A 12721-nucleotide genomic window follows, 5' to 3' on the forward strand; every position below is an offset into this window, starting at 1 on the left:
TAAAAAAAGCGGGGGGTGGGGGGGGCACTGCCATCGCCCAAACCCCCCGGCACGAGTAACCCGCTCGCCAACTCATCATGGGCTTCGTAGCTCATGCAATGAACCAGGCCTACTCCCAGTGTCGCTGCACGAATGGCTGCGCGCTGGGTCGTGCAGGTGAGTACTTGCGTGGGTTTCACCAGGCGGGTGGAGCGACCGCAAGGAAAACGCCAGTCCGTCTCATGGCCGGGAGACGAGCTAACCACTGCTCGATGAGTTTTGAGATCTTCAGGTGTCTCGGGACGCCCCCATGCGTGCAGGTAGTCGGGTGAGCCGCAGACAATTGGCCTAACCATACCCAGTGAAGCAGCGAACTCGGATGAGTTGGGTAACTGGCCGACGACCAGCGCAATGTCGATGCCATCCTTTAGGAGATTGGGTGCTCCATGGCTGGTCTGGATCGTCAGGCATACATCAGGATAGGCGTCCAGATAGGACAAGACTATCGGTGTGAAGATCTGCGAATCCATCAGTAGCGGAACTGCAACCGTCAGTTGGCCGCCGGGTCGAGCATGCCGGCCGGCAGCAGAGCGATCGGCAAGCTCGGTCTCTTCCAGGATTTGCCGACAGCTTTGCGCGAACTGCTCGCCAGCCGGGCTCAGCTCCACACCGCGCGGACTGCGAAATAGCAAGGTGTTGTGTAGGCGCGCTTCCAATGACGCAATGGTACGCATGATGGTTGCTGGCGACAGCTCGAGATGCCGAGCTGCGGCGGCCAGGCTACCGGTCTGCACCACCGCTTCGAATGCCTGCATCTCGCGATATCGGCTCATTCCTATGCCACCGAAACAGTTTGCAGTGCCGGATCTGCAATGAGTCGAGCGGAGCAGTAGTCAACGAAAGTACGCACCTTCGCTGACACCCGTTTGTCGCCTTGATACAGCATGTGCACCGGCAGTGCAGGTGTCTGATACGCCTCGAGCAGGATCACAAGTTCGCCTTTAGCCACCGGCTCGGCCACCTGGTAAGACAGAACCCGTGTAAGGCCCCAGCCCATCCGTGCGGCATTGATAGATGCCTGGTTGGAGCTGACAATCAGGCGCGGTTTTGGATGCAAAACGATAGTGCTTTCCCCCACCCTGAACTGCCAGTCGGTGAGCAAACTACTCGCCGATGACATCACCATCGGCAGCCCCAGCACATCACTTGGTTCCACGGGCCTGCCGACGCGATCAAGAAATGTCGGTGCAGCACATACGACTGTAGAGACCTGCCCGACCCTGACGGCCTGCAGGCCGGTGTCCGGCAGCTCACCTATGCGAATGGCGATGTCCACCCCCTCGTCGACCATGTTTACGAGGCGATCCACCAGCAGGGCATTTACAGTCACCTCCGGGTGCTCTGCCAGGTACTGTGTGATCAGAGGTATTAAATATTGCTCGCCGAACATAACCGGCGCAGTCACTGTCAGGTTGCCCCGAGCGCGAACGCTGCTACCGGTCGCCAGCTCTTCGGCTTCCTCTAGGTCGAGGAGGATGCGCTTACAGTCATCCACATAGCGCCGCCCCGCTTCAGTCAGGCGTACGCTCCTGGTGCTACGTGCGAGCAGCAGTGTGCCCAGGCGATTTTCCAGACCAGCTATCACACGAGTTACGCTTGGCGGTGACATCCCCATCAACTTGGCGCCGCCGGCAAAACTCTCTGCTTCCGCGACGGCCAGCAGCACCTTCATTTCCTGAAACCTGTCCACAATCACCGCCAGTTTGCTGAGTGGATTTAGCCGCTAACAGCGTAGCGCGGACGGTATCCTAATAAAGTTTTGAAGGTTAGTTTCGGCCGGTTGCTGCCAATCTCCACCGGTAGCTTTGGGGCGGTTTTTGCCTTTTGCCTTTTGCCTTTTGCCTAACGGCAAGGAGTCGAACTCTGCTCGTCGCATCCAGTCCGGATGGGTAGAGTCACGAAACCCTTGCGGACCATGGCTGATGGCTTCGCACGTTCTGCCCGACGCTGTAAGGTCTCGAATGCAGCCGTTTCAACGCCGGCTGCACCCGCCGCGCGAGCACTCATGGCGAAACCTCCTCGCCGCCTGCCATGAAGGCCGGAAAATCCCGCCAGGCCACCCACATCTGCTGCTCGCAAACGGCAGCAATCGCCCGATTCTGTTGAAAAAATCGGTGTTAGCCAGAGTCGCCTGTACATACCCCAAAAGGCGGCTGATTTTCGTGTTGCAACGTGAAATACAAGGCAGTTCTTGCCCCGGACATGGCCTCAGATTTCGGCGTAGGCAATGCACTTCTGTGGGCAGAAATCTCGAAGCGGGTTCTTCGACAGAATCGGCCAGAGGCTGCCTTTCAACAGCCCAAGCGACGTCCGTGCCGAGAACAGGAATCGTCATCGCAATGACGTGAAGGCTGCACGCACCTCGGCGCTGAACAACTCGGGCTCTTCCCAGGCTGCGAAGTGGCCACCCTTGTCCACGCGGTTGAAGTACACGAGGTTCTTGTACAGGCGGGCGGCCCAGTGCTTGGGCGGCTTGTAGACCTCGCCGGGAAATATCGTCACGGCTGCCGGTATCGAGATTGGCTCTGGCTTTGCGCTACTGGCACTGTTTTCCCAGTAGATTCGTGCGCTGGAGGTGCCAGTGTTGGTCAGCCAATAGAGCGAGATGTTGTCCAGCATCTCGTCGCGCGTGAAGGCACGCTCCGGTTCGCCGCGGGTGAATACCCACTCGCCGTACTTGTCGTAGAACCAGGCGGCCAGCCCAGCCGGCGAGTCGGCAAGGCTGTAGCCGAGGGTTTGCGGACGCGTCGCCATGATCGCCGCGAAGCCGAAGCCCTTGCCGAGGAAGGCGCGCGCCTCGTCGAACACCTCGCGCTCTTCTGCACCAAGGCCCTCTGGAGGGGGCTCACCGCTCATGAGTGCCTTCGCGACTTCGGGGGGGAGGGTCGTCGAACGTTCGATCCGGTTGACGTGGATACCCAGCAACCCCGGAGGTGCCTGGCGTCCCATGGCATCACAGATGATGGCGCCCCAGTCTCCGCCCTGTGACACGTAGCGCGCGTAGCCGAGGCGTTTCATGAGCGCATCCCAGGCGCGGGCGACGCGGTCCGGGTTCCAACCGGTGCTTGTGGGCTTGGCCGAGAAGCCGAACCCGGGAATGGAAGGCAACACGAGGTGGAACGCGTCGTCAGCGCTCCCGCCGTGCGCCGTCGGATCGGTCAGCGGTCCGATGGTCTTCAGCAGTTCGAAGACCGACCCTGGCCAGCCGTGGGTCATGATCAGCGGCATGGCGTTCGGATGGCGTGAGTGAACGTGGATGAAGTGAATGTCCAGGCCGTCGATGTTGGTCAGGAACTGTGGGTAGGCATTGAGTTTCGCTTCCGCCTTGCGCCAGTCGTAGTCAGTCTCCCAGTGGCGCACCAGCGCCTGAAGCTTGTCGAGCTGCACCCCTTGGGAGCGATCAGGGACAGTTTCCCGATCCGGCCAGCGTGTAGCGGCCAGGCGGCGGCGAAGATCGTCGAGCGCAGATTGCGGAACGTCGGCGCGGAAGGGGCGAACCGCATCAGTACCCGAAGGCGGTGCCGCATCGGTTTGGATTGTCGCCATTGCCGGACTGAGCATCGCGAAGGCTGAGAAGGCTGCCCCCTTCAATAGCAGGGACCGGCGGGACAGGACTGTGAATGTGATCGAATGCTGGGTGACCATGATCGAGCTTCCTTCCACGAGGTCAGCTAGTGGCCTCTGCCTACAGGGCTCTGGTGCCTGTGAGGCAGGGTTCAATATGCGTCGACGTCTACCACCGCCTGTGCGAATGCCTGCGGCGCTTCCTGGGGCAGGTTGTGCCCGATACCTCCTTCGATGCTCCGGTGGGCGTATTTCCCTGAAAATTTCTTGGCATAGACACTAGGGTCGGGACGCGGCGCACCGTCGGCGTCGCCTTGGAGGGTGATCGTTGGCACGACGATTACCGGAAAGCCGGCAAGCCGTTTTTCCAGTTCGTCGTACTTCGATTCGCCTTCAGCCAGTTCGAGCCGCCAACGATAGTTATGGATGACGATAGCGACGTGATCCGGATTGTCGAAGGCGGCCGCGCTGCGTTCGAACGTGGCGTCGTCGAACGTCCACTTTGGCGACGCGATCTGCCAGATGAGCTTGGCAAAGTCGCGGCGGTATTTGTCATAACCGGTCCGGCCACGCTCGGTGGCGAAATAGAACTGGTACCACCACTGGAGCTCGTTTTTCGGCGGCAGCGGCATCCTGCCGGCTTCCCGACTGCCGATCAGATACCCGCTCACCGACACCATGGCCTTGCATCGTTCCGGCCAGAGCGCGGCGATGATGTTGGCTGTGCGTGCGCCCCAATCAAAACCGGCGAGAATGGCTTGCTTGATCGTCAGCGCGTCCATGAGGGCGACGATATCCGACGCGACCGCAGAGGGTTGGCCGTTGCGAGGAGTGTCGCTCGAAAGAAAGCGCGTCGAACCAAAGCCACGCAGGTAAGGCACGATCACCCTGTAGCCCGCTGACGCCAGCATCGGTGCGACGTCAACGAAGCTATGAATATCGTAAGGCCAGCCATGTAGAAGGATGACAGGACGGCCATCTGACGGTCCGACCTCAGCGTACGCGACGCTCAGGACGCCGGCATCGATTCCCTTGAGTGGAGGAAAGGTCGTGTTGGTCCCCGGCTCGATCGCCGGCAACGTCAGTGATTTCGTCTCGCTGGCCGCTGTGGCGGAACCGATAACGAGTTGGGCGGATGCCAGAGTCATTAGCGTTGTGGCTAGGAATTGGCGCCGCTCAGGGTCGAACTCTCGCGACATGGTTGTCACCTCTGGATTCAGACCGCCGTTCACGAAACCAAGCTCGAAAGCGCGTGAGCGAAAAATTTTTGCGGGTTTGATTCTAGTACGTAGAGCAAGAGTCTCCCGGGAGCCTCGGCCAGTCGCTACCCACTACTGAGGAGGCCTGGCGGGTGGACGCTTTTCTGCAGGAGCAGCCACGGGGTCCTGCAAGTGCGAGGGCGTCCGTCAAAACCCGCACAATAGAGGCAGGTCATGTGGTGTCCGGTCCGTGTGGGGTGGATTCAGCGTGGGAGCGGATTCATTCGCGAATGCATCCGCTCCCACCGGATCACGCCTGCATCGCTGCGCCATGCACATCCATCGCCGCCTGGCGCAGGGCTTCGGAGCGGGTCGGGTGTGGGTGGCAGGTGAGGGCGATGTCTTCGGCCGAGGCGGAGAACTCCATGGCCACGCAGTACTCGCCGATCATCTCGCTGACGCTCGGGCCGACCATGTGCACGCCCAGCACTTCGTCCGTGCGCTCGTCGGCCAGTACCTTCACGAAGCCTTCGGTTTCATGGTTGATCTTGGCCCGGCTGTTGGCGGTGAAGGGGAACTTGCCGACCCGGTAGGGGCGTCCTTCGGCCTTGAGCTGTTCTTCGCTCTTGCCGACGCTGGCGACTTCCGGGCGGGTGTAGATCACGTTCGGGATGAGGTTGTAGTTCACCTCGGCGGCCTGTCCGGCGATGCGCTCGATGCAGACTATGCCTTCGTCTTCGGCTTTGTGCGCGAGCATCAAACCCGAAGTGACGTCACCGATGACCCAGATACCGGGGGCGGTCGTCTGGTGACGTTCGTTGGCAAGCATACCGCGCGGATCCGTGGCCAGGCCCACTGTCTCAAGGCCCAGCCCTTCGGTGTAGGGACGGCGGCCGATGGCCACGAGCACGTAGTCGGCCTTGAGGGATTCCGCGAGTCCGCCGGCAGCGGGTTCGATGGATAGCTCAACGCCGGTCTTGCTGGATTTGGCGGCGGTGACCTTGGAACTGAGTTTGAAGCTCATGCCTTGCTTGGTCAGGGCGCGCTGCAGGGTTTTGGCGGTCTCGTCATCCAGGCCCGGACAGATGCGGCCCAGATACTCGACCACTGTCACCTGGGCGCCCAGGCGGCGCCAGACCGAGCCTAGTTCCAGGCCGATCACCCCGGCGCCGATCACCACCAGGTGCTTGGGTACTTCCGGCAGGGACAGGGCGCCTGTGGAGTCGAGGATGCGCTTGTTGTCGATGGTCACACCGGGCAGGGGCGTCGGCTCCGACCCCGTGGCGACGACGATGTTGCGGGCTTCCAGGGTCTGCTGCTGGCCATCGGCGGCGGTCACCACCACCTTGCCGGCGCCGTCGATGCGGCCCCACCCCTTGACCCACTCCACCTTGTTTTTGCGGAAGAGGAACTCGATGCCCTTGGTCAGCGCCGTCACGCTCTCGGCCTTCTGCTTCATCATCTGCGCCAGGTCGAGCTTGGGTTCGACCTGGATACCCAGGGTCGCGAATTCCTTGCCGGCGGCCGCTTCATAGAGCTCTGAGGCATGGAGCAAGGCCTTGGAAGGCATGCAGCCAACGTTGAGGCAGGTGCCGCCCAGGGTCTCCCGGCCTTCGACGCACGCCACTTTCATGCCCAGTTGCCCGGCCTTGATCGCCGCGTTGTAACCACCCGGGCCGCCACCAATCACCACCACGTCGTATGTGCTCATGGGCTCTACCTGTCGAAAAGTCGTAAGGGGAATGCAGAAGCCTAGTGGACAACCAGCAGCCTTCCAGCCGGGCAATAATCTGCTTGAATTACGCTTGTAATATTATTGGTGTCATATTTCCCGTCAAGAGCACGAACGAAGGGGGGCGTTACCAGTCCAGGCTTAGGCGGCTTTCAAAACAGCGGCGTTCGCCGCTGATGGGGTCGTTGAAGGCCAGGCTGCGGGCGAGCAATTTGAGGGGGCGCTGGTAGTCGTCCGGCCCGCCTTTGTCGGTGAGCTCCGGGTAGAAGCCATCGTTGCAGATGGGCGCACCCAGGGCCGCCAGATGCACCCGCAGTTGATGCTGCTTGCCGGTGATGGGGTAGAGGTCGTAGCGCCAGAATTCGCCGTTCTTTTCCAGCACGTCCAGACGCGTGCGGGTGTTGGGCTCGCCCTCTATTTCCTGCATGCGGAAGAAGGGTTCGCTCTTGCCGAGGCGAGTTTCCCGCAGCAGCGGGAAGTCGAGGCTGGGTAGCGCAGGGGCTATCGCTTCGTAGCGCTTGTGGATTTCCCGATCGCGGAACAGGGCGTGATAGATGTTGCGGCTGGCCGGGTTGGCGGAGAACAGTACCAGGCCGGCGGTATGGCGGTCGATGCGGTGCAACGGCACCAGGTGGGGGTTGCCCAGGCGCCGGGTGAGACGTGCCTGCAAGGTTTCTTCGACGTATTCCCCGGCCGGCATCACCGGCAGGAAGTGGGGCTTGTCGGCCACCACCAGATGTTCGTCGATATGCAGCACCGATTCCTCGAAGGGAATGGCCTTCTCGCCCTTCACCTCGCGGAAGTAGTGCACGCGCAGCGCCTCCTGATAGGGGTGCTCCGGGCCGAGAGGATTACCCAGGGCATCGGTCACCTTGCCGCCCGCCATGCGCTCCACCCAAGTCTCGCGGGCAATGGCCGGGAAGCGCGCGCAGAGGCAGTCCAGCACCGTGTTCCAATTGCCCTGGGGCAGGTGAAGGGTGCTGGGGCGGATGCTCGGGATACGGGACATGGAGTGTTTCGGCAGATTGCAGGGGCGGGGCATTAAGCCGCAGCTGACTGACCGGAGTCAAAGGCAGAGGATAGAATGCACCGGCCGTGCGCCCGCGGGCAGGAGCCCCGCCGCGATGGAAGCCCCGTTGCAGGCGCACGCCAGGTTATTTTCAGAAGAGGACCGCTGTATGTACTTCAAATCGATTTCCCTCAGTCTTGCCGTTACCGGCCTGCTCCTGGCCGGCTGCAGCTCGACCGACAAACCCACTGCGCCCACTGCCTCCACCCCGACCGCCGAGGCATCCACCAGCGCAGCCGCGCCGTCATTCTCCGGCACCTGCGATGCCGCCGCCGTAGCCACCCTGGTCGGCAAGACCGCCAACACTGCCCTGGTCGAACAGGCCAAGCGCCAATCCGGTGCCGAAACCGCACGGATACTGCGCCCCCATGATGCAGTGACCATGGATTACAACTCCCGCCGTCTGAATATCGACGTGAGCGAAACCGACGTCGTCAAACAGTTCACCTGCGGCTGATCGGCCGTCAGAGCAATCTCAGCAGCACCACCCCAGCGGCGATGACCCCACACGCCAGCAGACGGATCGGCGGCAGCGGCTTCTTGAGCAGCAGCGCGCCGATCAGCAGGGCAAACAGCACACTGGTTTCCCGCAAGGCTGAAACCAGTGCCACCGGGGCCTGGGTCATGGCCCAGATGGCGATGCTGTAGGCCGCCAGCGACATTGCCCCACCGGCCAGGCCGCCGCGCCAATGCGGGCCCAGTTGCAGGAACGTCCGTGGCCCCCTGGTGATGGCAATCACCACCGCCATCACCAGGGCATTCAACGCGAACAGCCACATCGCATAGGACAGCGCATCGCCATTGCACCGCGCCCCGGTCGCATCGGCCAGGGTGTAGCCGGCGATGAACACGGCTGTCATCAGCGCGCAGCCCAGCAGTGAACGGTTGATGCTTTTGGCACTGCGGCTTCCGCGTACGGCCATCAGCCAGATCCCGCCTACCAGCACCAGTAATCCGGTCAGTTCTCCGGGGCTGAGCCGGTCACCCAGCAGCAGCACCGACAGCACGGCCACCAGCAGGGGCGAGCTGCCCCGCGCCAGCGGGTAGACCTGGCCCAGGTCGCCATGCTGGTAGGCGCGGGCGAGGTAGGTGTTGTAGCCGATATGGAACAGCGCGGAGAGGCCGATCCAGGGCCAGGCTTGCGGCTTGGGCAGGGCCACGAAGGGCAGGGCGACCAGGGCGATCATGCCGGCGGCGATCTGGATCAGCGAGGCGGTGAGGAAACGATCGAGGCCGATCTTGAGGAGGGCGTTCCAGCCGGCATGCAGGGCGGCGGCGGTGAGGACCAGGATGAAGACCGAGGTTTCCACAGCGGGGCTGTCCTTGGGCGCTTGGGGAAAGCGGGATAGTGACATAGCCGTTGGGAATGGTGCTTGACTGAAGCCTCCCTCCCCCTGAAGAGCCAAGGGGTAACTTTCGCCCGGCACTTGCCGGCTCAAGACCTGCCAGCGCCACGGACAATAAAAATGGCCACGACGCAGTTGAGGGCCTAGGACTCCTGCTGCGGCGTGGCCATCGGGGCTCAAAAGCCCCTGAACTAAAGCTGTTTGAGCATTTCTTCCAGGTGCACGTAGTCCATATGGTGGGCCGCGGCGACGCTGCCGTTGGTGAGGCGTCCCTTGGCCACGTTCAAGCCGTGGCGCAGGTGAAGGTCGTCTTCCAGGGCTTTGCGCGTACCTTTCTGCGCCAGGGCGATGACGAAGGGCAGGGTGGCGTTGTTCAGCGCCAGGGTCGAGGTGCGCGCTACCGCACCGGGCATGTTGGCCACGCAGTAATGCACCACGCCATCCACCACGTAGGTCGGTTCGGCATGGGTGGTAGCCCGCGAGGTTTCCGCACAACCGCCCTGGTCGATGGCCACGTCCACCAGCACGGCGCCTTCCTGCATGCGTGCGACCATTTCGGCGGTCACCAGTTTGGGTGCCGCAGCGCCGGGAATCAGCACGCCACCGATCACCAGGTCGGCCGCCAGGACCTGGTCACGCACCGTGCCATGGGTGGAGTAGAGCGTGGTAATGCGGTTCCCGTAGAGGGCGTCCAGCCGGCGCAGGGCGTCCACGCTCCTGTCCAGCACGGTCACGTCAGCGCCCAGCCCCACGGCCATGGCCAGGGCGTGGGTGCCGACAACGCCGCCGCCGAGGATCACCACCTTTGCGGGTGCGACACCGGGCACGCCGCCCAGCAGCACCCCTCGGCCACCCTTGGCCTTCTCCAGGCAACTGGCACCGGCCTGGATGGACATGCGCCCGGCCACTTCCGACATGGGCGCCAGCAGCGGCAGGCGGCCGTGGCTGTCGGTGACGGTCTCGTAAGCGATGCAGGTGGCCCCGGAGGCAATCAGTTCATTGGTCTGGGGACGGTCAGGGGCCAGGTGCAGGTAAGTGAAGAGCGTCTGCTCGGGACGCAGGCGGGAGCGTTCCTGGGTCAGGGGCTCCTTGACCTTGACGATCAGTTCGGCCTGTTCGAACACCTCTCCCGCGTTGCCGGCGACCTTGGCGCCGGCAGTCTGGTAGTCCTCGTCTGCAAAACCGATGGCGCTCCCGGCCTTGGTCTCCACCCAGACTTCATGTCCCAGGCGGGTCAACTCGGCCACAGATTGCGGGGTCAGGCCGACCCGGTATTCGTGGTTTTTGATCTCCTTCGGCACTCCGATACGCATGGCGATCTCCCAGGTTCTTGTTGCCCTTTCAACAAGTGTAGAAAGCCGGCGACTGAGCCCCCGCCGAATACTGGCCGGCTTTCAGGTGAATTCCCTGAAAAAATCGGCCGAAACAGGGTGTCACCCGCAGTGCCTTAGTCTTCGTGGGGCTTTTGCTTCCCGCCCCCCATACCGCCGAGCAACTCCACTGGTAACGGAAAGACAATGGTATTGGTCTTGTCGCCAGCGATGGCGTTCAGCGTCTGCATGTAGCGTAACTGCATGGCGCCGGCCTGGCGGCTTAGCATCTCGGCGGCCTGCATCAGCTTCTCGGAGGCTTGCAGTTCACCTTCAGCATGGATCACCTTCGCCCGTCGCTCGCGTTCGGCCTCGGCCTGCCGGGCGATGGCGCGGACCATGGTTTCGTTAAGGTCGACGTGCTTGATTTCCACGTTGGAGACCTTGATACCCCAAGCGTCGGTTTGGGCATCGAGTGCCTGTTGGATGTCGGCATTCAGGCGTTCGCGTTCGGCCAGCATCTCGTCCAGTTCGTGCTTGCCGAGTACCGAGCGCAGCGTGGTCTGGGCCAACTGGCTGGTGGCCATGAGGAAGTTCTCGACCTGGATGATTGCGCGCTCCGGGTCGAGCACACGGAAGTAGACCACCGCATTCACCTTCACCGAAACGTTGTCGCGAGAGATCACGTCCTGGGGCGGCACGTCCAGCACCACGGTGCGCAAGTCCACCCGCACCATCTGCTGGATGGCCGGGATGATCAGAACCAGCCCCGGCCCCTTGACCTTCCAGAAACGCCCGAGTTGGAACACCACGCCTCGCTCGTACTCGCGCAGGACACGAATGGCCGAGGCCGCCAGCACGATCAGCAGGAAGAGGAAGGTGGCAAAGCTCAACGGAAAGGCCATGGTCAGTCTCCTTTGGGCGAACGTTCATCCGCCTTCACGTCCAGCAACAGTCCATTACGCGCCAGCACGCGCACGCGCTGGCCGCTCTTCAGGGGGGCATCGCTGCGCACCTGCCAGCGCTCACCCTGCAGTTGCACCCAGCCGCTGCGCGCGTCGTCCGTGACCAGGTCGAGCAGGGTGGCTTCGCTACCTACCAGGCCTGCGTCGCCACTGACGAGCGCGCGCCGGCGGGCGCGTACGGCCATGGCAATGATGGCGAAGATCACCAGCGAACTGGATAGCGCCACCGTGATGATCAACGAGAGAGGAATGCCAAAGCCCGGCACCTCGGTATCGATCAGGATCACGGCGCCGACCACGAAGGCGGCGATGCCGCCGAAGCCGATGATGCCGAAGCTGGGCATGAAGGCTTCCGCGGCCATGAACAGGATGCCCAGCAGGATCAGCGCAACGCCGGCGAAGTTGACCGGCAACAGCTGCAGCGCGTAGAGGGCGAGGATCAGGCAGATGCCGCCGATCACGCCACCGACGCCACTGCCGGGATTTGAGAATTCGAAGATCAGTCCGTAGACCCCGATCATCATCAGGATCAGTGCGACGCTGGGATTGGTGATCACCGCCAGGATCTGCGCACGCCAGTCCGGCTCGCGCTGGATCAGCGGCGCACCGGCGGTGGCCAGAGTGAGTTTCTGCCCGGCGATTTCGAGGGTCTTGCCGTCGAGCTGGCGGAGCAGGTCGTGGAGGTCGTGGGCCACCAGGTCCACCACCTTCAGGCGCCGGGCATCGGCAGCGGAGAGGCTGACGGACTCGCGAACCGCTTTTTCGGCCCAATCCGCATTGCGTTCGCGCATCTGTGCCAGGCCGCGAATGTAGGCAGCCGCATCATTGACCTGCTTGCGGGTCAGAGTTTCCTCGTTGCTGCGTTGCGCGGCCTTATCCTCTTTCTGCTTCTCGTCCTTGTCGCCGCCGGGCTTGCCGCCTTCGGGCTGCCCCGGCATGCCGCCGATCTGCACCGGCGTCGCTGCCCCGAGGTTGGTGCCCGGCGCCATGGCTGCGATATGGCTGGCGTAAAGGATGTACGTGCCGGCGCTGGCAGCCCGTGCGCCGCTGGGCGCGACGAAGCTGGCCACCGGTACAGGACTGGCGAGGATCGCCTTGATGATGCTGCGCATTGAGGTGTCGAGGCCGCCGGGTGTGTCGATCTGGATGACCACCAGTTGCGACTTGTCGGCCTCCGCGCGTTCGATGCCGCGGGTCAGGTAGTCGGCGGTGGCCGGGCCGATCGGGCCGTCCACGGTCAACACGCTGACGCTCCCGGCGGCCAGCAGCGTACCGGGCAATAGCATGACCAGGCACAGGAGCCTGCGTAGCAGCCGGCGGATCATGGCGACCTCCCGCTATGCCGTGTTCACTTACAGCATAGTTGAGGCCATTTGTCGGGTATTTGTGGAGGGGGTGGAGGAGCGATTGGCGATGTCTGCATTGCGTGTTGCAGGCAGCTGCTTTGCCCGTGGGAGCTGGCTTGCCAGCGAATGGCCCCGTTTAGCTGGCAAGCCA

The 12721-nt window shown here is 62.8% G+C and carries 11 protein-coding genes; 1 reads left to right on the forward strand and 10 read right to left on the reverse strand.

Features of this window, described 5'->3' with window-relative positions; all coding sequences use genetic code 11:
• From AAHM40_RS26710 to AAHM40_RS26735, 6 genes are all read right to left on the reverse strand, one after another.
• Nucleotides 1-812, reverse strand: an 812-nt coding sequence (locus AAHM40_RS26710) for a LysR family transcriptional regulator (protein WP_342247392.1), incomplete at its 3' end; no start/stop codon positions are given.
• A 2-nt stretch (nucleotides 813-814) separates the two neighbouring features.
• Nucleotides 815-1711, reverse strand: a complete 897-nt coding sequence (locus AAHM40_RS26715) for a LysR family transcriptional regulator (protein ID WP_342247393.1) — start codon at nucleotides 1709-1711, stop codon at nucleotides 815-817.
• Nucleotides 1712-2370: 659 nt separating this feature from the next.
• The gene (locus AAHM40_RS26720) at nucleotides 2371-3684 is read right to left on the reverse strand and encodes an epoxide hydrolase family protein (RefSeq protein WP_446731629.1); all 1314 of its coding nucleotides are present in this window, start codon (nucleotides 3682-3684) and stop codon (nucleotides 2371-2373) included.
• Between the two features lie 71 nt (nucleotides 3685-3755).
• Nucleotides 3756-4802: an alpha/beta fold hydrolase gene (locus AAHM40_RS26725; protein ID WP_446731630.1), complete on the reverse strand. Its 1047-nt coding sequence runs from the start codon at nucleotides 4800-4802 to the stop codon at nucleotides 3756-3758.
• 310 nt (nucleotides 4803-5112) lie between these two features.
• A complete protein-coding gene (gene lpdA, locus AAHM40_RS26730; protein WP_342247394.1) occupies nucleotides 5113-6513 on the reverse strand; it encodes a dihydrolipoyl dehydrogenase in 1401 nt (466 codons plus the stop codon).
• A gap of 148 nt (nucleotides 6514-6661) precedes the next feature.
• Complete coding sequence (locus tag AAHM40_RS26735; RefSeq protein ID WP_342247395.1) at nucleotides 6662-7543, reverse strand: pseudouridine synthase; 882 nt, start codon at nucleotides 7541-7543, stop codon at nucleotides 6662-6664.
• A gap of 169 nt (nucleotides 7544-7712) precedes the next feature.
• Here AAHM40_RS26735 and AAHM40_RS26740 point away from each other — a divergent pair, with 169 nt between their 5' ends.
• Complete coding sequence (locus AAHM40_RS26740; RefSeq protein ID WP_342247396.1) at nucleotides 7713-8060, forward strand: I78 family peptidase inhibitor; 348 nt, start codon at nucleotides 7713-7715, stop codon at nucleotides 8058-8060.
• 7 nt (nucleotides 8061-8067) lie between these two features.
• Here AAHM40_RS26740 and AAHM40_RS26745 read toward each other — a convergent pair whose 3' ends face one another.
• The 4 genes from AAHM40_RS26745 to AAHM40_RS26760 all read right to left on the reverse strand — a co-directional run bounded on the left by AAHM40_RS26745 (nucleotide 8068) and on the right by AAHM40_RS26760 (nucleotide 12549).
• The gene (locus tag AAHM40_RS26745; RefSeq protein ID WP_342247397.1) at nucleotides 8068-8913 is read right to left on the reverse strand and encodes an EamA family transporter; all 846 of its coding nucleotides are present in this window, start codon (nucleotides 8911-8913) and stop codon (nucleotides 8068-8070) included.
• Nucleotides 8914-9140: 227 nt separating this feature from the next.
• Nucleotides 9141-10262, reverse strand: coding sequence for an alanine dehydrogenase (gene ald / locus AAHM40_RS26750; RefSeq protein WP_342247398.1), 1122 nt, complete (start codon nucleotides 10260-10262; stop codon nucleotides 9141-9143).
• A 134-nt stretch (nucleotides 10263-10396) separates the two neighbouring features.
• Nucleotides 10397-11164, reverse strand: coding sequence for a slipin family protein (locus AAHM40_RS26755; protein WP_342247399.1), 768 nt, complete (start codon nucleotides 11162-11164; stop codon nucleotides 10397-10399).
• Nucleotides 11165-11166: 2 nt separating this feature from the next.
• Complete coding sequence (locus AAHM40_RS26760; protein ID WP_342247400.1) at nucleotides 11167-12549, reverse strand: NfeD family protein; 1383 nt, start codon at nucleotides 12547-12549, stop codon at nucleotides 11167-11169.
• Between the last annotated feature and the right edge of the window lie 172 nt (nucleotides 12550-12721).

It is taken from the genome of Pseudomonas sp. OTU5201 (genome assembly GCF_038440135.1).
Taxonomy (GTDB): domain Bacteria; phylum Pseudomonadota; class Gammaproteobacteria; order Pseudomonadales; family Pseudomonadaceae; genus Metapseudomonas; species Metapseudomonas resinovorans.